The organism is Cellulomonas hominis (assembly GCF_014201095.1).
Taxonomy (GTDB): domain Bacteria; phylum Actinomycetota; class Actinomycetes; order Actinomycetales; family Cellulomonadaceae; genus Cellulomonas; species Cellulomonas hominis.
The window spans coordinates 643294-661121 of sequence record NZ_JACHDN010000001.1 but is presented as its reverse complement, the minus strand read 5'-3'; the positions used below and the strand labels follow the sequence as shown (position 1 = coordinate 661121).

18 protein-coding genes are annotated in these 17828 nt (G+C 75.1%); 13 read left to right on the top strand and 5 right to left on the bottom strand.

Annotated elements, in window-relative coordinates; genetic code table 11:
• Window positions 1-58 precede the first annotated feature (58 nt).
• Window positions 59-226, top strand: a complete 168-nt coding sequence (locus HNR08_RS03125) for a DUF3117 domain-containing protein (RefSeq protein ID WP_082812748.1) — start codon at window positions 59-61, stop codon at window positions 224-226.
• Between the two features lie 22 nt (window positions 227-248).
• A complete protein-coding gene (locus HNR08_RS03120) occupies window positions 249-1856 on the top strand; it encodes a leucyl aminopeptidase family protein (protein WP_146834046.1) in 1608 nt (535 codons plus the stop codon).
• Between the two features lie 28 nt (window positions 1857-1884).
• Here HNR08_RS03120 and HNR08_RS03115 read toward each other — a convergent pair whose 3' ends face one another.
• On the bottom strand, window positions 1885-2547 hold the full coding sequence (locus HNR08_RS03115; RefSeq protein WP_146834043.1) for an O-methyltransferase: 663 nt from the start codon (window positions 2545-2547) through the stop codon (window positions 1885-1887).
• A gap of 213 nt (window positions 2548-2760) precedes the next feature.
• Between HNR08_RS03115 and sigE the strand changes: the two genes are divergently transcribed.
• The 8 genes from sigE to HNR08_RS03075 all read left to right on the top strand — a co-directional run bounded on the left by sigE (window position 2761) and on the right by HNR08_RS03075 (window position 10247).
• On the top strand, window positions 2761-3342 hold the full coding sequence (sigE, locus tag HNR08_RS03110; protein ID WP_146834041.1) for an RNA polymerase sigma factor SigE: 582 nt from the start codon (window positions 2761-2763) through the stop codon (window positions 3340-3342).
• 20 nt (window positions 3343-3362) lie between these two features.
• Window positions 3363-4409, top strand: a complete 1047-nt coding sequence (locus tag HNR08_RS03105; RefSeq protein WP_246802937.1) for a zf-HC2 domain-containing protein — start codon at window positions 3363-3365, stop codon at window positions 4407-4409.
• Complete coding sequence (locus HNR08_RS22580; protein ID WP_246802936.1) at window positions 4406-5839, top strand: S1C family serine protease; 1434 nt, start codon at window positions 4406-4408, stop codon at window positions 5837-5839. The genes HNR08_RS03105 and HNR08_RS22580 overlap by 4 nt, the downstream gene beginning before the upstream one ends.
• 61 nt (window positions 5840-5900) lie before the next feature.
• Complete coding sequence (locus HNR08_RS03095; RefSeq protein WP_307724244.1) at window positions 5901-6335, top strand: twin-arginine translocase TatA/TatE family subunit; 435 nt, start codon at window positions 5901-5903, stop codon at window positions 6333-6335.
• Window positions 6336-6400: 65 nt separating this feature from the next.
• Window positions 6401-7423, top strand: coding sequence for a tryptophan--tRNA ligase (gene trpS, locus HNR08_RS03090; RefSeq protein WP_146834035.1), 1023 nt, complete (start codon window positions 6401-6403; stop codon window positions 7421-7423).
• On the top strand, window positions 7420-8010 hold the full coding sequence (locus HNR08_RS03085) for a 2'-5' RNA ligase family protein (protein WP_146834032.1): 591 nt from the start codon (window positions 7420-7422) through the stop codon (window positions 8008-8010). Before trpS ends, HNR08_RS03085 begins: the two co-directional genes overlap by 4 nt.
• A 57-nt stretch (window positions 8011-8067) precedes the next feature.
• Window positions 8068-9033, top strand: a complete 966-nt coding sequence (locus HNR08_RS03080; protein ID WP_246802935.1) for a YihY/virulence factor BrkB family protein — start codon at window positions 8068-8070, stop codon at window positions 9031-9033.
• A gap of 179 nt (window positions 9034-9212) precedes the next feature.
• Entirely contained in the window at window positions 9213-10247 is a 1035-nt protein-coding gene (locus tag HNR08_RS03075; protein ID WP_146834026.1) for a hypothetical protein, read from the top strand.
• An 85-nt stretch (window positions 10248-10332) separates the two neighbouring features.
• Here the strand turns inward: HNR08_RS03075 and HNR08_RS03070 are convergent, their stop codons facing one another.
• Genes HNR08_RS03070 through sdhC form a run of 4 tightly spaced genes read right to left on the bottom strand, consistent with a single transcriptional unit; the run spans window position 10333 to window position 13758 of the window.
• Window positions 10333-11094 (bottom strand): succinate dehydrogenase iron-sulfur subunit, encoded by a 762-nt coding sequence (locus HNR08_RS03070; RefSeq protein ID WP_146834023.1) that lies wholly within the window; start codon window positions 11092-11094, stop codon window positions 10333-10335.
• Window positions 11094-12932, bottom strand: a complete 1839-nt coding sequence (gene sdhA / locus HNR08_RS03065) for a succinate dehydrogenase flavoprotein subunit (RefSeq protein ID WP_183834778.1) — start codon at window positions 12930-12932, stop codon at window positions 11094-11096. Before sdhA ends, HNR08_RS03070 begins: the two co-directional genes overlap by 1 nt.
• A 38-nt stretch (window positions 12933-12970) precedes the next feature.
• Window positions 12971-13423 carry a succinate dehydrogenase hydrophobic membrane anchor subunit gene (locus HNR08_RS03060; protein ID WP_146840267.1) on the bottom strand — a complete coding sequence of 151 codons (453 nt, stop codon included), beginning with the start codon at window positions 13421-13423 and terminating at the stop codon, window positions 12971-12973.
• The gene (gene sdhC / locus HNR08_RS03055; RefSeq protein WP_210737037.1) at window positions 13423-13758 is read right to left on the bottom strand and encodes a succinate dehydrogenase, cytochrome b556 subunit; all 336 of its coding nucleotides are present in this window, start codon (window positions 13756-13758) and stop codon (window positions 13423-13425) included. The genes HNR08_RS03060 and sdhC overlap by 1 nt, the downstream gene beginning before the upstream one ends.
• Window positions 13759-14065: 307 nt before the next feature.
• Here sdhC and HNR08_RS03050 point away from each other — a divergent pair, with 307 nt between their 5' ends.
• The 3 genes from HNR08_RS03050 to HNR08_RS03040 all read left to right on the top strand — a co-directional run bounded on the left by HNR08_RS03050 (window position 14066) and on the right by HNR08_RS03040 (window position 17746).
• Window positions 14066-15205: a mannose-1-phosphate guanylyltransferase gene (locus HNR08_RS03050; RefSeq protein ID WP_146840263.1), complete on the top strand. Its 1140-nt coding sequence runs from the start codon at window positions 14066-14068 to the stop codon at window positions 15203-15205.
• Window positions 15206-15249: 44 nt separating this feature from the next.
• Window positions 15250-16452 (top strand): amidohydrolase, encoded by a 1203-nt coding sequence (locus tag HNR08_RS03045; protein WP_246803171.1) that lies wholly within the window; start codon window positions 15250-15252, stop codon window positions 16450-16452.
• Window positions 16453-16654: 202 nt separating this feature from the next.
• Window positions 16655-17746: a BMP family lipoprotein gene (locus HNR08_RS03040; protein WP_146840261.1), complete on the top strand. Its 1092-nt coding sequence runs from the start codon at window positions 16655-16657 to the stop codon at window positions 17744-17746.
• The last annotated feature ends 82 nt before the right edge of the window (window positions 17747-17828 follow it).

Sequence of the window (17828 nt, the reverse complement as noted above, 5' to 3'; positions counted from 1 at the left end):
CCCCCGCGGACCAGCGCCTTCGGACCCCGGGTCGCACCGACGTGAAGGAGAGCCCCGCATGGCCGCGATGAAGCCGAGGACTGGTGACGGTCCGCTCGAGGTGACCAAGGAGGGCCGCGGCATCGTCATGCGGGTCCCGCTCGAGGGCGGTGGCCGACTCGTCGTCGAGCTCAACGCGACCGAGGCGCAGGAGCTGGGCGAGGCCCTCACCTCCGTCGTCTCCTGACGCGCCGGGGGCTCGCTCCGACGTGGCACGTTCCCTGACGCACCCCGAGGTGCGCATCGGCCGGCCGGTGCCGGCGGTCGCCCTGGCCGGGGGCTCCCTCGCGACCTCGTCCCTCCTGCTGGAGGCGGACGTCGACGCGGTGGCGGTCCCGGTCGCACCGCCGGCCCCGGACGACACCGACCTGCAGCCCGGCCGCGGCACGGCCGACGCGGCCGCCCGCTACGGCATCGACCTGGCCGAGGTCGCCGAGCGCGCCGGCCTGACCGGCGCGCCGGGCGAGGCCTGGACCCTGCTGCTGCCGCGCCCGGTCGGCAGCGCCGGCGGCACCCTGCCCTGGGACGGGCTGCCGCGCCGGCTCGTCCTCGTCGGCGTCGGCACGGGCACGCCCGACGACCTGCGCCGCGCCGGCGCCGCCCTCGCACGGGCCACCCGCGGCCTGCGCCGCGTGCTCACCACCGTGGCCACCGAGCCCGGCGCCGACGGCCCGCGCGCCGTCCGGGCGTTCGCCGAGGGCTACCTGCTGGCCGCCTACCGCGTCCAGCGCATCGGGGCACCCGCGCCCGAGAAGGACCGCCCGGCGGCGGAGCTCGTGGTCGTCGGCCGCGACGGCGTCCGCGCCCAGGCCGCGCTGGACGAGGCCGTGCGCGGCGCGACCGCGACCTGGCTGGTCCGGGACCTCGCGAACACACCCTCCAGCATCAAGGACCCCGCCTGGGTCGCCGACCGCGCCACGGAGCTGGCCCGCGCGGCCGGCCTGGCCGTCGAGGTCCTCGGCCCGCGGGAGCTCGCCGCGCAGGGCTTCGGCGGCATCCTCGCCGTCGGCGCCGGCTCGGCGTCGGCGCCGCGGCTCGTCACCGTCTCCTACACCCCGGCCGCCGAGGCGGGCGCCCGGCGCCCCCGGCACGTGGTCGTGGTCGGCAAGGGCATCACGTACGACACCGGCGGCCTGTCCATCAAGCCGCGCGAGGCCATGGTCCCGATGAAGACCGACATGGCCGGCGCCGCCGTCGCGCTCGCAACCGTGCTCGGTGCCGCCGCCGCGCAGGTCCCGCACCGGGTGACCGCCGTGCTGCCGCTCGCGGAGAACCACGTCGGGGCCGCCTCGTACCGGCCCGGCGACGTGCTCACCCTGTGGGGCGGGCGGACCGTCGAGATCGCGAACACCGACGCCGAGGGCCGCCTGGTCCTCGGGGACGCGCTCGCCTGGGCGGACGGCACGCTCGAGCCGGACGTGCTCGTCGACGTCGCGACGCTCACCGGCGCCGCGAGCCTCGGGCTCGGCAAGCAGCACGCCGCCCTGTACGCCACGGACCCCCGCCTGACCGCCGCCCTCGAGGCCGCGGCCGCCGAGTCCGGCGAGCCGGTGTGGGCGATGCCGCTGGTCGAGGACTACGGCGACGCCGTGCGGTCGGGGGTCGCCGACCTGCGCCACGTGCCGCAGGACCTGAAGTACGGCGCGGGGTCCATCACCGCCGCGCTGTTCCTGCGGGAGTTCGTCGGGGCCCGGACGTGGGCGCACCTGGACATCGCCGGGCCCGCGCGCGCGACCGCGGACAAGCACGAGGTCACCGAGGGGGCCACCGGGTACGGGGCGCGGCTGCTGCTGCGCTACCTGGCGTCGCTGCGCTGAGCCACCGCGCGGCCCCGCGGGGCGCCGCTCAGCGGCGGACGGCCACCAGCAGGCCGTCGCCCACGGGCAGCAGCGCCGGCAGCAGCCGCTCGTCGTCGCGCACCCGCCGCCCGGTCTCCCGGACGATCGTCGTCGCCTCGTCGCGCCGGGCGGGGTCGGCCACCCGGTCGTGCCACAGCGCGTCGTCCACCGCGAGCACCCCGCCCGGGCGCAGCAGCCGGACGGCCTGCTCGACGTACGCGGGGTAGCCCTCGATGTCGGCGTCCACGAACACCAGGTCGTACGCCCCGTCGGTGAGCCGCGGCAGCACGTCCAGCGCGCGGCCGGAGATGGTGCGGGTCCGGGCCGGCCGGACGCCCTCCTCGGCGAACGCCTGCTTGGCCGCGCGCTGGTGCTCCACCTCGACGTCGATCGTGGTCAGCACGCCGTCCGACGGCATCCCGCGCAGCAGGTGCAGCCCGCTGACGCCCGCGCCCGTGCCCACCTCGACGACCGCCCGGGCGCGCGCCGCGGCGGCCAGCACGGTCAGCGCCGCCCCGGTGCCGGGCTGGACCGGGGTGCAGCCGAGCTCCCCGGCGCGGTCCCGCGCGCGCAGCAGGGTGTCGTCCTCGGGGGCGAAGCCCTCCGCGTAGACCCAGCTGGCGGCCTTGTCGGTGGCGATGGTGTCCTCCTCGGACGCGAGATGCGGCATGTCGGCGCAGGCCAGCCTAGTGCGCGCCGCGGCCCGGGGACGGGCGGCGGGCCGCGACGCGCGGGCCGGTCCCGCCCGGCGGGAACTGGGCGGGGTCTGTGCGCGTTGCGGGGAGGAAGGGGTGGCACCGGTTCGCACCGGGACCCGCGCCCTGGGACACTGTGCTCCTGGGACCACGCGCCGCGCCCGCGGCACCCGACACGAAGGACCTGGATGGCGAACTCGGTGCCCGACCCGGACTGGCAGCCCCCGACCTGGGAGGCGATCGTCCGGGAGCACTCCGCGCGCGTCTACCGCCTGGCGTACCGCCTCACGGGGAACCGGCACGACGCCGAGGACCTCACGCAGGAGGTCTTCGTCCGGGTGTTCCGCTCGCTGTCCAGCTACACGCCCGGCACCTTCGAGGGCTGGCTGCACCGCATCACCACCAACCTGTTCCTCGACCAGGCGCGCCGCAAGCAGCGGATCCGGATGGACGCGATGGGCGAGGACGGCGACCGGTACCCCGCGTCCGACGCCGGTCCCGAGCGCGCGTTCGAGCACGGCAACCTCGACGTCGACATCCAGAAGGCGCTCGACGAGCTGCCGCCGGAGTACCGCGCCGCCGTCGTGCTGTGCGACATCGAGGGGCTGTCGTACGAGGAGATCGCCGTCACCCTGGGGATCAAGCTCGGCACCGTCCGCTCCCGCATCCACCGCGCCCGGGCCCGGCTCCGGGTGGCGCTGGAGCACCGCGCCCCCGCCGCCGCGCGCGCCGCGCACGACGAGGTGACCGCCGCCGCGGGGGTCCGATGAACGGGCACCTCGGGGACCGCGTGAGCGCCCTCGTCGACGGCCAGCTGGGGCCGGCGGCGACCGAGCGCGCGCTCGCGCACGTCACGGGGTGCGCCCGCTGCGCCACCGACCTCGCGGCCGCCCGCGCCGCGCGTCGCGTGCTGTCCGACGTGGACGACGTGCGGCCCGCCGGTGACCTGACCGCGCGGCTGCTGGCGCTCGGCGGCGCCGGGCTGCCGGACGCCGGTCGCACCGACACCGGCCGGACCGCGCCGCGCCGCCCGATGGACCCGTTCGTCCCGCCGTCCGGGGCGCGCGCCGCCGCGGTCGCCGACCCGGGCGCGTCGCTCGCCGGGCTGCTCGGGGGCGGCCGCGGCCTGCTCGGTCAGGGCGCCGGCGTGCTGGGCTCGCGCGGCGTTCTCGGCTCCGGATCGGTGCTCGGGACGGGCTCCGCGCTCGGCGGCACCGGGACGGGGCGGCGCCGGCTGCGCGCCGCCGTCGGGTCGCTCACCGGCCTCGGCATGGTCGCGGTCGGCCTGTTCCTGCTCGGCGACCGCCCCGAGGTCGCGCCCGCCACGGCCTCCGCCGAGGCGCTGTCGCTGCTCGGCGACGCCGGCACCGCGGCCGTCCCCGTGGCGACGGTGAGCGAGCCCGCCGTCGGCGCGTCCACGCAGGAGTACCTGGACTGGATGCGGACGCAGGGCTGGACCTGCCCGACCGAGGTCCCCGCCGGCTGGAGCGTCACCTCCGTGCGCGAGCGGGACGGCGGCAGCACCCTCGAGGTGGACCTGTCCGGGCCGTCGGGCGACGTCGTCGTCACCGAGCAGCACGGCCGCCTGGACGCGGGCGCGCTCACGGCCGCCGACCGGATCGACCTCGCCGGGCACACCGTGTACGTGCTGTCCACGGCGCCGTGGCACGCCGCCTGGCAGTCGGGGGACACCGTGGTCGAGATCGTCTCCGCCGGCAGCGGGCCCGAGGTCGCGACCGTCGTCGCGCAGTTCCCCGACGGGGACTTCGACACGGGCCTGCCCGCCCGGCTCACCCGCGGCTGGGACACCCTGACCGCCGCGGTGCACCTGCCGTGACCGGCCCGGTGGAGCCGCGCCCGGACGCCGGCAGGCCCGCGTACCCGAACCCGTTCGCGGCGCCCGGCGGGCCCGCGGCGCGCGCGGCCGACCCGTTCGCGGCCCCGGCGCCCGCGCCGCAGGGATGGACGGCGCCGCCGGCCGTGCCCGCGTCGGCCGCGCCCGCGTCCGGCCCGGTCGCCGAGGGCGCTCCGCTGCGGACAGCCCCGCTGCCGCCTGCGCCGCTGCCGGCCGACCCCGGCGCCGCCCCCGCTCCCGCGCTCCTGCCGTCCGGCGCGCCCGCCTGGCCCGACCTCGCGCCCCCGGCCGCCCCGGCGCGCCGCCGCCGCGCGCGGCTGCCGCTCGGCGTCGTCGCCGGCCTGGTCGTCGCCGCGTTCGGCGCGGGGCTGCTCGGCGGCCTCGTCGGCGCGCGGGTGTCCGACGGGGACGACCGCCTGGTCGACGCCGGCCTGCCCGCCGCGGTCGGGACCGGCGCCGGCGACCGCGCCCCGGACAGCGTCGCGGGCATCGCGGCGACGGTGCTGCCGTCGGTCGTGTCGATCGAGTCCACGACGGCGGCCGGGTCGTCGACCGGGTCGGGCCTCGTGCTCCGGCAGGACGGCTACATCCTCACGAACCACCACGTCGTCGCCGGGGCCGACGAGGCCGGCGCGACCCTGGTCGTGCTGTTCGCGGACGGCTCGCAGGAGGCCGCGACCGTCGTCGGCAGCACGCCGGACTACGACCTCGCGGTTCTCAAGGTGGAGGTCACCGGGCTCACCCCGCTCGCGCTCGGCGACTCCGACCAGGTGCAGGTCGGGGACCCGGTCGTCGCGGTCGGCGCGCCGCTCGGCCTGGCGGGCACCGTGACCTCCGGCATCGTCAGCGCGCTCAACCGGCCGGTGGCCGCGGGCGACGGCGGGGACGCCACCGCGTTCATCAACGCCATCCAGACCGACGCGGCCATCAACCCGGGCAACTCCGGCGGCCCGCTGGTGAACGCCGCGGGCGAGGTCGTCGGCATCAACTCCGCCATCGCGCAGCCGCCGGGCGCGGCCGTGACCGGGGGCGGCAGCATCGGCCTCGGGTTCGCCATCCCGTCCAACCAGGCGCGGCGCACCGCCGAGCAGCTCATCGAGACCGGGCGGGCGACCTACCCGGTGATCGGCGCGATGCTCGACACCCGGTACACCGGCGAGGGCGTGCGCGTCGCGGAGGAGTCCCAGCAGGGCCAGCAGCCGGTCACCCCCGACGGGCCCGCGGACCGCGCCGGCATCCGCCCGGGTGACGTCATCCTCGCGATCGAGGGCCGGCCGGTCACCCAGCCCGACGAGCTCATCGTCGCCATCCGCGCGCGGACCCCCGGGGAGGCCGTGCTGCTCCGGGTCCGGGGGGCGGAGGGCGCCGAGCGGGACGTCCGCGTCGTGCTCGACGAGTCCGCGCAGGGCTGAGCCGCCGGACGCGGTCCTGAGGGCGGTGGGAGGGGCACCGCCCGGGCGGTAGCCTGGTCGGGTGTTGTTCGACATCAACGGCGGCGAGCTCCTCGTGATCCTGCTCGTCGCCGTGATCGTCATCGGCCCCAGCCGGCTCCCGCGGTACGCGGAGCAGCTCGCGCGGCTGACCAAGCAGGCCCGGCACCTCCTGCAGGACGCGCGGCGCCGCGTGGACGACGAGCTCGGTGACGACGTCAAGGACATCGACTGGGACGCGCTCGACCCCCGGCGGTACGACCCGCGGCGCATCGTGCGCGACGCCCTGCTCGACCCCGAGCCCGGCACGGCCGCGCGGACCGCCACGGGTACCGCCGCCGGTGCCCGTGGCGCCACCGCCGCGCGGACCGGCTCCGCGATCCGCGGGTCCGCCCCGCCCGGTGCGGCCGCCGCCGCGGCACCCGGGCCGCCGCCCGACACCGGCGGACCCCCGCCGTTCGACGACGAGGCCACCTGACGCCTCCACCCGCTCGCCCGACCCCCTCCACCGGGCCACCGGCCCCCGACCGTCAGAATGGACCCATGGTCTCCGGCTCCCCTCGCATCTTCTCCGGGATGCAGCCCACCTCCGACTCCCTCCACCTCGGCAACTACCTGGGCGCGCTCACCCAGTGGGTCGCGCTGCAGGACTCCTACGACGCGCTGTACTGCGTCGTCGACCTGCACGCCCTGACGGTCGCCCCGGACCCGGTCGCGCTCCGCGAGCGCACGCGGCGCACCGCCGCCCAGTACCTGGCCGCCGGCGTCGACCCCGCGCGGTCGATCCTGTTCGTGCAGTCCCACGTCGCGGAGCACGCCGAGCTGTCCTGGCTGCTGTCCTGCCAGACCGGGTTCGGCGAGGCCGGCCGGATGACCCAGTTCAAGGACAAGTCCGCGAAGCACGGCGCCGAGGGCACGACGGTCGGCCTCTTCACGTACCCGATCCTCATGGCCGCGGACATCCTGCTGTACGACACCGCGCTCGTGCCGGTGGGCGAGGACCAGCGCCAGCACCTCGAGCTCACGCGCGACCTCGCGCAGCGGCTGAACTCCCGGTTCGGCGACGGCACCGCGGTCGTCCCGGAGCCGCACATCGTCAAGGCCACCGCGAAGATCTACGACCTGCAGGACCCGACGGCGAAGATGAGCAAGTCCGCCGCGAGCCCGAACGGCATCATCGAGCTGCTCGACCCGCCGAAGACCGTCGCCAAGCGCATCCGGTCCGCCGTCACCGACGCCGAGGGCGTCGTCCGGTTCGACCGCGAGGCCCAGCCCGGCGTCGCGAACCTGCTGACGATCTTCTCCGCCCTGAGCGGCCGCGAGGTCGCGGACATCGTCGCCGACTACGACGGCAAGGGCTACGGCCACCTCAAGGTCGACCTCGCCGAGGTCGTCACCGACTTCCTCACGCCGTTCCAGGAGCGGGTGAACGGGTACCTGTCCGACCCCGCCAGCCTCGACGCCGTGCTCGAGGACGGCGCCGACCGCGCGCGGGCCATCGCCCGGGCCACCCTCGGCCGGATCTCGGAGCGGTTCGGCCTGCTGCCGCGCCGCGGGACGGCATGAACCCCACCGGGCCCTTCGGCGAGGAGCTGCGGATCGGGGTCGCCGTCGCGGTCCCCGAGCCGTACGCCGGCGCGCTGCAGGCCGCCCGCGCCCGGGTCGGGGACCCCGCCGCCGAGCTGATCCGGCCGCACATCACGCTGCTGGGCCCGACCGTCCTCCCCGCGGCGGCGCTGCCCGACGTCGACCGGCACCTGCGCTCCGTCGCCGCGCGGCACCGGCCGTTCACCGTGCACCTGCGCGGCACCGCGACGTTCCGGCCGGTGTCGCCCGTCGTGTTCGTCGAGGTGGTCGAGGGCATCGCGTCGTGCGAGCTGCTGGAGGTCGACATCCGGTCCGGGGTGCTGGAGCAGGAGCTCCGGTTCCACTACCACCCGCACGTCACCATCGCGCACGAGGTGCCCGACGAGGCCCTCGACCGGGCGTTCGCCGACCTCGCGGGGTTCGAGGCGCGGTTCGACGTCCCGGAGATCCACGTGTACGAGCACGGGGACGACGGCATGTGGCGTCCGATGGGCCGGTACGCGCTGACGGGCGGGGACGTGGCCGCAGGTCAGCCCCGGGATGCCGGCGGCGGCGCCTCCTCCTAGGGTCGCCTCATGGGAGTCCCGGCCGAACCGCGAGGAGCCGGGCGCGCGCACGCCGGCGTGAGCACCACCGAGGACCTCGCTGCGGGCAACCGCACCGACATCGGAGCCCGCGTGTACCCCGGCGGGTTCGCCGGGGTGGTCGCCCGGGCCAAGGCCGTGCTCGCGTGGTGGCAGCGGACCCGCGCGGCACGGGCGAACGCGCGGTTCGGCGCCGCGGGCGGGGGCGTCCTCACCGGCGGCATCGCGTACGCGACCATCTTCTCCCTGTTCGCGGGGCTGACCATCGGGTACACGGTGTTCATGGCGGTCCTCGGCGAGAACGAGGATCTCCGGCAGTCGGTCCTCGACGCGATCAACGCCAACCTGCCGGGGCTCGTCGACACCGGGGCGGGGTCCGACGGGCTCGTGGACCCGGACACCCTCGTGCTCAGCACCGGGGTCGGGATCGCCGGGGCCGTGGCGGCGGTGGTCCTGCTGGTCAGCGCGATCTCCGCGATGGCGGCCCTGCGCACTGCCGTGCGCGCCATGTTCGCCGACGCCGGCCCGGGCGGGAACGTCGTCTCCGGCAAGCTCCGGGAGCTCGGCGGCTTCGCCGGCCTCGGCCTCGCGATCCTGCTGTCCGCCACCCTGACGCTGGCCTCGACCACGGCCGCGGACTGGGCGCTCGACGCGCTCGGGCTGTCCGGCTCGGCGGTCGGGTCCGCGGTGCTGCGCGTGGTCGGCCTCGCGGCGGCGTTCCTGGTCGACGCCGGGACGTTCGCGCTGATCGTGGTCGTCCTGGCGGGGCAGCGCCCCGCGTGGCGGGACCTGCGGCAGGGGATGGTCGTGGCCGCCGTCGGGCTCGGTGCCGTGCGGTTCCTCGGCACGTCCGTGGTCACGGGCTCCGCGGGGCAGAACGCGGTGCTCCAGTCGTTCACGGTCATCGTCACGCTGCTGGTCTGGGTCAACCTGATCGCCCGCATCGTCCTCCTGGCCTCGGCCTGGACCGCCGACCCCCCACCCCGGGAGCCCACCCCAGCCTGAATCCGCACGGTGGAAGGTTGGGACGGACACGCCAACGGTGTGTCCGTCCGAACCTTCCACCGCGTGTCGGGGGCACAGGCCCGGGGCGGGCCGCGCCGGGTCTGCGACACGCCGGTGGGCGTCCCCAAGGGGGCCGGCTCGGTTGGGTGGGACCGCGGCCGGCGGTCGAGGGTGGGGTGATGGAGACCTCGTCCGACGGCCGCCTCGCCGGCCCCGTGCTGCCTGCCGTGCTCGCCACGCGCGACGCCCGCGCGCAGGGCGTGCTCGCCGACGTGCGGGCGGGGTACGTTCCCGCGGCACGCGGGGTGCACGTGGTCGCCGGAGCGGACGTCACGGACCCGGACGTGCGGACGGCGGTCGCCATGGCGCGGGTGCCGGAGGAGGTGACGCTGGGTGGATGGGCCGCGGCGCGGGTCCACGAACGGACGGCGCTCGCGTCCGTGCCGGCGTCCGGGTCGGCACGGCGACGCGGCAGGGCCGGGCGCCGGCAGGAGGAGCAGCCGTGGTTCGACGGTGTGCCGGTGCACGGCAGACCCGGGGACGATCTCCCGGTGCTGCTCCTCGCGCCGCCCGAGGTGCGGCTGGCCGCGGGTCACGGGCGCCGACTCGTGCGCAGCCGCGTCGCGCCGGAGGAGCGGGTGGTCGCAGGGGGCCTGCCCGTGACGTCGGTGCTCCGGACCGCGTTCGACCTGGCTCGGCTCGGACGCGCGGAGGACGCCGTCGTCGGGCTCGACCGGCTGCGCGTGCTGGGGCTGCTCGACGCCGGCGAGCTCGACGCCCTGATCCGCCGCCGGCGCGGCTGGCTCGGCGTAGCGGCCGCGCGCCGGGCCCTCGCGCTGTCGGCCGACGGCGTGGAGTCGCCGCAGGAGTCCCGGATGCGTCTCGTCTGGCTCGCCGCCGGCCTGCCGGTTCCGCGGTGCAACGCCGTGGTCCTCGACGGAGCCGGTCGGTTCATCGGCCGCGTGGACGTCCTGGACGAGGGGAGCGGCCTCGTCGCGGAGTACGACGGCGCCGTCCACGCGGCGGCGGACCGCCACAGCGCGGACGCGGCTCGTCAGGAGCGGCTGCAGGCAGCGGGACTCGAGGTCGTCCGCGCCACGTCGGCGGACCTGGCCACCGCGGAGGCCCGCGCCCGCTGGCAGACCCGCGCGGTCGCGGCCCACACCCGCGCCGTGGCCCACCGCCGGCGCGCGACCTGGCGCCTGGCCGGTTGACGGCTCGCAGAGTGGAAGGTTCGAGCAGACACGCCGACGGCGAGTCCGGTCGAACCTTCCACTCTGCGGGGGCGGGCCCCCGGGGTCAGAAGGCGCGGGTGATCATCGCCCGCTTGACCTCCTGGATCGCCTTCGTGACCTCGATGCCGCGGGGGCACGCCTCGGTGCAGTTGAAGGTGGTCCGGCAGCGCCAGACGCCCTCCTTGTCGTTGAGGATCTCCAGGCGCTGCGCCCCGCCCTCGTCGCGGCTGTCGAAGATGAACCGGTGCGCGTTGACGATCGCCGCCGGGCCGAAGTACTGGCCGTCGGTCCAGAACACCGGGCACGAGCTCGTGCACGCGGCGCACAGGATGCACTTGGTGGTGTCGTCGAACCGGGCCCGCTGCTCCGGGGACTGCAGGCGCTCGCGGGACGGCTCGTGCCCGGTGGTGATGAGGAACGGCATGATCTCGCGGTACGAGGCGAAGAACGGCTCCATGTCCACGACGAGGTCCTTGATCACCGGCAGCCCCTTGATGGGCTCGACGAGGATCGGCTTGTCGGGGTTGAGGTCCTTGAGCAGGGCCTTGCACGCGAGCCGGTTCCGGCCGTTGATCCGCATGGCGTCCGAGCCGCAGACGCCGTGCGCGCAGGAGCGCCGGAAGGTCAGCGACCCGTCGTGCTCCCACTTGATCTTGTGCAGGGCGTCGAGCAGCCGGTCGGTGCCGTGCGCGGTGACGGTGAACTCCTGCCAGTACGGCTCGTCCCCGTGGGTCTCGGGCGTGTACCGGCGGATCTTCAGGGTGACGTCGAACGAGGGGACCGCCCCGGCCTGCGGGGTCGCCTCGCGGTCCACGACAGCAGTCATCAGTACTTCCGCTCCATCGGCTGGTACACGGTGGTCACGACGGGCTTGGTGCCCAGGAGCACGACCGGGCGGCCCGGCCCGGGGGGCGGGACCTCCTCGCCCTTCGGTGCGGAGCCGGCGGGGGAGTCGACCGGGACGCCCGGGACGCGCCGGTAGGCCATCGTGTGCTCCATGAAGTGCTCGTCGTCCCGCTTCGGGTAGTCCTCGCGGAAGTGCCCGCCCCGGGACTCGCGGCGGTTGAGCGCCCCGACGACGACGGTCTCGGCGATGTCGAGCAAGAACCCGAGCTCGAGCGCCTCGATCAGGTCGGTGTTGAACGACCGGCCCTTGTCCTGGACGGACACCCGCGAGTAGCGCTCCTGCAGGATCTGGATGTCCTGAAACGCCTGCCGCAGGGACTCGGCGGTGCGGAACACCTGCGCGTTGGTGTCCATCGTCTGCTGCAGCTCGCGGCGGACGTCGGACACGCGCTCGCCCTGGGGGCGGCTGCGCATGGTCTCGAGCTGCTCGACGACGGCGGCCTCGGGGGCCTCCGGCAGGTCGACCCACGGCGCGGTCTGCGCGTACTCCGCGGCGGAGATGCCGGCCCGCTTGCCGAAGACGTTGATGTCCAGCAGCGAGTTGGTGCCGAGCCGGTTCGAGCCGTGCACCGACACGCAGGCGACCTCGCCGGCCGCGTACAGGCCCTTGACGACGTGCGTCGTGTCGCGCAGCACCTCGCCCTCGACGTTGGTCGGCACGCCGCCCATCGCGTAGTGCGCGGTGGGGTAGACGGGCACCGGCTCGGTGTACGGCTCGATGCCGAGGTAGGTGCGCGCGAACTCGGTGATGTCCGGGAGCTTCGCGTCGATGTGCGCGGGGTCGAGGTGGGTCAGGTCGAGCAGCACGTAGTCCTTGTTCGGGCCGGCGCCGCGGCCCTCGCGCACCTCGTTGGCCATCGACCGGGCGACGATGTCGCGCGGCGCGAGGTCCTTGATGGTGGGCGCGTACCGCTCCATGAACCGCTCGCCGTCGGCGTTCCGGAGGATGCCGCCCTCGCCGCGCGCGGCCTCGGACAGCAGGATGCCCAGGCCCGCGAGGCCGGTCGGGTGGAACTGGAAGAACTCCATGTCCTCCAGCGGCAGGCCGCGGCGGTAGGCCAGGGCCATGCCGTCGCCGGTGAGGGTGTGCGCGTTGGAGGTGGTCTTGTAGATCTTGCCGGCGCCGCCGGTCGCGAGGACCACGGACTTGGCGCGGAAGATGTGGATCTCGCCGGTGGCGAGCTCGTACGCCACGACACCGGAGACCGCGACGTCCTCGCCGTCCGGCACCTCGCGGCCGGTCAGGTCGTGCGTCAGCAGCAGGTCGAGCACGTAGAACTCGTTGAAGAACGCGACCTCGTTCTTCACGCACTGCTGGTACAGCGTCTGCAGGATCATGTGGCCCGTGCGGTCGGCGGCGTAGCAGGCCCGGCGCACGGCGGCCTCGCCGTGGTTGCGGGTGTGGCCGCCGAACCGGCGCTGGTCGATCCGGCCCTCGGGCGTGCGGTTGAACGGCAGGCCCATGCGCTCCAGGTCGAGCACCGCGTCGATGGCCTCGTTCGCCATGATCGTCGCGGCGTCCTGGTCGACCAGGTAGTCGCCGCCCTTGACGGTGTCGAACGTGTGCCACTCGGGGTTGTCGTCCTCGACGTTGCCGAGCGCGGCGCACATGCCGCCCTGGGCCGCGCCGGTGTGGGAGCGGGTGGGGTAGAGCTTCGAGATCACCGCCGTGCGCGTGCGCGCGGAGGACTCGAGGGCGGCGCGCATCCCGGCGCCGCCGGCGCCGACGATGACGACGTCGTACTGGTGGGTCTGCATCGGGGTCGATGCCTCCAGTCGGGGGGTTCAGGCGGGGGTCAGGCCGTGCAGAAGGAGGGCAGCAGGTCCGCGGGCGAGTTCGCGGGGCACGGGTCGAACGTGAAGATCACGAGCGTGCCGAGCACCACGACGATCGTGAACGCCGTGTACAGGGCGAGCTTGAGCACCAGGCGGGTGCCGTCGCGCTCCGCGTAGTCGTTGATGATCGTCCGCACGCCGTTGGTGCCGTGGATCATCGCGAGCCACAGCATGAGCAGGTCCCAGATCTGCCAGAACGGCGACGCCCACTTGCCGGCGACGAAGCCGAAGTCGATCGCGGAGATGCCCTCGCCGGCCACGAGGTTGACGAACAGGTGGCCGAAGATCAGCACGAGCAGCACGACGCCGGACGCGCGCATGAACACCCAGCCGTACAGCTCCCAGTTGCCGCGCGAGGTGCGGCGGCCGGGGCCGCGTCCGACGGAGGTGCGGGGGGCGGGGATCGTCGTCATCACTCGCCTCCGAAGACGTGCATGAGGTGCCGCGGCAGGAAGCCCGCCATCGTCACGACGAACAGGCCGACGACCACCCAGAGCATCACGCGCTGGTACCTCGGCCCCTTGGACCAGAAGTCGACGAGGATGATCCGGATGCCGTTGAAGGCGTGGAACACGATCGCGGCGACGAGACCGGCCTCGCCGAGCCCCATGATCGGGTTCTTGTACGTGCCGATCACGGCGTCGTAGGCCTCGGGGGAGACCCGCACGAGCGACGTGTCGAGCACGTGCACGAGCAGGAAGAAGAAGATGAGCACGCCGGTGACCCGGTGAGCGACCCAGGACCACATGCCTTCGCGGCCGCGGTAGAGGGTGCCGCCGGGGGTCCGCTTCTTGGCCGGTCGGGGGGCGACGGCGCGCGGTTCGGCAGGCGCAGTGGGCACTGGATGCCTCCTGGCGAGTTCGGGCGGGACTGCAGTGTCCGGTCAGATCACTGTAGTGATGGTGCGCTCTCCGGCCCGGTGGGAGGGAACCGATCCGGCCGACTGTGACCAAGCGCACACCGCGACATGGACGGAGGTCCCTGGCTCGCGGGCGGGGTCGGTCGGGAACCGCCGGTACCCGCGGCGCCGCGTCCGCACCGATACGCTGACCGGCATGTCTGCCGCCGCCACCGCGCCGTCCGCGATCCCCGGCTTCCACGCCGTCGTCCCCGCCGGCGGCGCCGGCACCCGGCTGTGGCCGCTGTCCCGTCAGGGCGCCCCGAAGTTCCTGCACGACCTCACCGGCACCGGCCGCACCCTGCTGCAGGGGACGGTCGACCGGCTGCTCCCGCTCACCGGCCCCGAGGGCGTGCTCGTCGTGACGGGCGTGCGGCACGCGCCGGCGGTCGCCGCGCAGCTCCCCGAGCTCGGCGCGGACCAGATCATCGCGGAGCCGTCCCCGCGCGACTCGATGGCCGCCATCGGCCTGGCCGCGGCGGTCCTCGCGGAGCGGCACGGGCCCGACGCGGTGCTCGGGTCGTTCGCGGCCGACCACGTCATCACCGACCTGGACGGGTTCTGGGCGGCGGTCACCGAGGGCGTCGCCGCGGCGCGCGCCGGGTACGTGGTGACCATCGGCATCACCGCCACCGAGCCGTCGACCGCGTTCGGGTACGTGCGCTCGGCGGACCCGCTCGGCGTCGCGGACGCCCCGAGCGCCCGGCACGTCGCCGGGTTCACCGAGAAGCCGGACGCCGAGACCGCCGCGGCCTACCTCGCGACGGGGGAGTACCGGTGGAACGCCGGGATGTTCCTCGTGCAGGCGGGCGTGCTGCTCGACCACCTCGCGCAGCAGCTGCCGCCGCTGGCCGCCGGCCTGCGCACGATCGCCGCCGCCTGGGACGACCCCGAGCGCCGGGACGCCGTGCTGGCCGAGGTGTGGCCGGGCCTGACGAAGATCGCCATCGACCACGCGATCGCCGAGCCGGTGGCCGCGGCCGGCGGGGTCGCCGTGGTGCCCGGCGCGTTCACGTGGGACGACGTGGGCGACTTCGCCTCGCTCGGGACGCTGCTGCCCACCGTGGACGCCGACGGCGCGCGGACGCTCGGCGACGACGCCCTGGTGCTGCGGCTGTCCGCCCCGGGTGCGCTGGTCGTGCCGGCGGCCGGGCGGACCGTGACGGTGCTGGGCGTGCCGGACGCGGTCGTCGTCGACACCCCCGACGCGCTGCTGGTCACGACGACCGCCCACGCGCAGGCCGTCAAGCAGTCGGTCGACGGCTGGCGGGACCGGGGCCGCGACGACCTGCTCTGAGCACCGCGCGCCCCGCACCTGCGACGACGACTAGGGTCGGGTGGGTGATCGTCGACGCCTCCCGGGTGACCCAGCTCGTCGCCACCCTGCACCCCGAGCTCGTGGAGATCCGCCGCGACATCCACGCGCACCCCGAGCTCGGCCGCACGGAGCAGCGCACCACCCGGATCGTCGCCGAGCGCCTCCGGCTCGCGGGCCTCAGCCCCCGCCTGCTGCCCGGCACGGGCCTGACCTGCGACATCGGCCCCAGCCCGGTGGAGACCGGTCGCCGCCGCATCGCCCTGCGCGCCGACATGGACGCGCTGCCGGTGCAGGAGACCACAGGGCTGCCGTTCGCCTCGACGGTGCACGGGGTCGCGCACGCCTGCGGCCACGACGTGCACACCACCGCCCTGCTCGGCGCCGGCCTGGTGCTGGCCGAGCTGCACGCGGCCGGCGAGCTGCCCACCGGCGTGCGGCTGGTGTTCCAGCCCGCGGAGGAGGTGCAGCCCGGCGGCGCGCTCGACGTGATCGCCGCGGGCGCCCTGGACGGCATCGGCCGCATCTTCGCCGTGCACTGCGACCCGAAGGTGGACGTCGGCCGCATCGGCACGCGGATCGGCCCGATCACCTCGGCGTCCGACGAGATCACGGTCGTCGTCACGGGCGCCGGCGGGCACACGTCCCGCCCGCACCTGACCGAGGACGTCGTGTACGCGCTCGGCCAGGTCATCACGCAGGTGCCGGCGGTGCTCGGCCGGCGGCTGGACCCGCGGTCCGGCGTCAACCTCACGTGGGGCGCGGTGCAGGCCGGGTCGGCGCACAACGCCATCCCGGCGTCCGGCTCTGTGCGGGGCACGCTGCGGTGCCTGGACGTGCGGGCGTGGGAGCGGGCGTCGCAGGTGGTGCACGAGGCCGTCGAGCAGGTCGTCGCGCCGTACGGCGTCGAGGTCGAGGTGCGGCACCAGCGCGGCGTCCCGCCGGTGGAGAACGACGAGCGCGCCGTCGCCGTGCTCGAGGCCGCCGCCCGCGACGTGCTGGGCGAGGAGTCGGTGCAGCTGACCGAGCAGTCGCTCGGCGGCGAGGACTTCGCCTGGTACCTGACGAAGGTGCCGGGCGCGATGGCCCGGCTGGGCACCCGCACGCCCGGCGGCCGGACCTACGACATCCACCAGGGCGACCTGGTCGTCGACGAGCAGGCGATCGCGGCGGGTGCCGCGCTGCTCGCCCGGGCGGTGCTGCGCGTCGGGGCGACGCCCGGGGGCTGAGCCGGGCGGGTGACCGCCAACCGGGCAAATGTTCCAAGTCCGTAACGAAGGCGCCAGGTGACGCCCCGGTAACACTGCCGATACCTGGGCCTCGCTAGGGTCGGTCCGAACACCGGACGGAACCGACCCGTGCCGCGCGCAACGACGCGGGCGCCGCGGGCGGTCCCCCGGACCGGTCGACGACGAGAAGCAGGAGTGTCGCGTGAAGAAGATCATCCGTGTGGCCGCCCTCAGCGGGGCCGTCGCGCTCGCCCTCGCCGCCTGCGGCAGCGCGCCGGAGGAGACCGACGAGACGGCTGGTGCCGGGACCGGCACCTCCGACTTCAAGGCCTGCATGGTGTCCGACTCGGGCGGCTTCGAGGACAAGTCCTTCAACCAGTCCGGTGCCGAGGGCCTGGACCGCGCGGTGGACGAGCTGGGCATCCAGGAGGTGAAGGTCGAGTCGAGCTCCGACACCGACTTCACGCCGAACATCGACTCCCTGGTCCAGCAGGACTGCAACCTCATCATCGGCGTCGGCTTCCTGCTCGAGGACCCGATCCAGGCCGCGGCCGAGGCGAACCCCGACATCGAGTTCGCGCTCATCGACTCCGCGTTCAGCGACGCCGACTTCAACCCGGTGACCCTGGACAACGCCAAGCCGCTGCTGTTCAACACGCAGGAGGCCGCGTACCTGGCCGGCTACGTCGCCGCCGCCACCTCGAAGACCGGCACCGTCGCCACCTTCGGCGGCATCCAGCTGCCGTCGGTCTCCATCTTCATGGACGGCTTCGCCGACGGCGTCGCGAAGTACAACGAGGACAACGGCACGGACGTGAAGGTCCTCGGCTGGGACAAGGAGGCCCAGACCGGCTCCTTCACCGGTGACTTCGAGAACCAGGCCAACGGCCAGAACCTGGCCAAGGGCTTCATCGACCAGGGCGCGGACGTCATCATGCCCGTCGCCGGCCCGGTCGGCCTGGGTGCCGCCGCCGCCGCGCAGGAGGCCGGCAACGTCTCCATCGTGGGCGTCGACGCCGACTGGTTCCTCACCGCCCCGGACTACTCCTCGATCGTCCTGACCTCGGTCATGAAGGAGATCGGCCAGGCCGTGTACGACACGGTCAAGGAGGCCTCGGAGGGCAACTTCACGTCCGACCCGTACGTCGGCACGCTGGAGAACGAGGGCATCGGCATCGCCCCGTTCCACGACTTCGACTCGGTCGTGCCGGAGGAGGTCAAGACCGCGGTCGAGGACCTCAAGGCGCAGATCATCTCCGGTGACCTGGTCGTGGAGTCCCCGAGCCAGAACTGACGCACCGCACCCAGGGGTGGCCCGGGCAGGACGACTGCCCCGGCCACCCCCGTGCGTTTCCCGCACGCGCGCGCGGGTGATG

What these genes read in the sequence shown, in the direction of transcription:
- HNR08_RS03125 (WP_082812748.1), top strand. Translation starts at nt 59, where the DNA reads ATGGCCGCGATGAAGCCGAGGACTGGTGACGGTCCGCTCGAGGTGACC.
- HNR08_RS03115 (WP_146834043.1), bottom strand. Translation starts at nt 2,547, where the DNA reads ATGCCGCATCTCGCGTCCGAGGAGGACACCATCGCCACCGACAAGGCC.
- sigE (WP_146834041.1), top strand. Translation starts at nt 2,761, where the DNA reads ATGGCGAACTCGGTGCCCGACCCGGACTGGCAGCCCCCGACCTGGGAG.
- trpS (WP_146834035.1), top strand. Translation starts at nt 6,401, where the DNA reads ATGGTCTCCGGCTCCCCTCGCATCTTCTCCGGGATGCAGCCCACCTCC.
- HNR08_RS03085 (WP_146834032.1), top strand. Translation starts at nt 7,420, where the DNA reads ATGAACCCCACCGGGCCCTTCGGCGAGGAGCTGCGGATCGGGGTCGCC.
- HNR08_RS03075 (WP_146834026.1), top strand. Translation starts at nt 9,213, where the DNA reads ATGGAGACCTCGTCCGACGGCCGCCTCGCCGGCCCCGTGCTGCCTGCC.
- HNR08_RS03070 (WP_146834023.1), bottom strand. Translation starts at nt 11,094, where the DNA reads ATGACTGCTGTCGTGGACCGCGAGGCGACCCCGCAGGCCGGGGCGGTC.
- sdhA (WP_183834778.1), bottom strand. Translation starts at nt 12,932, where the DNA reads ATGCAGACCCACCAGTACGACGTCGTCATCGTCGGCGCCGGCGGCGCC.
- HNR08_RS03060 (WP_146840267.1), bottom strand. Translation starts at nt 13,423, where the DNA reads ATGACGACGATCCCCGCCCCCCGCACCTCCGTCGGACGCGGCCCCGGC.
- sdhC (WP_210737037.1), bottom strand. Translation starts at nt 13,758, where the DNA reads ATGTGGTCCTGGGTCGCTCACCGGGTCACCGGCGTGCTCATCTTCTTC.
- HNR08_RS03050 (WP_146840263.1), top strand. Translation starts at nt 14,066, where the DNA reads ATGTCTGCCGCCGCCACCGCGCCGTCCGCGATCCCCGGCTTCCACGCC.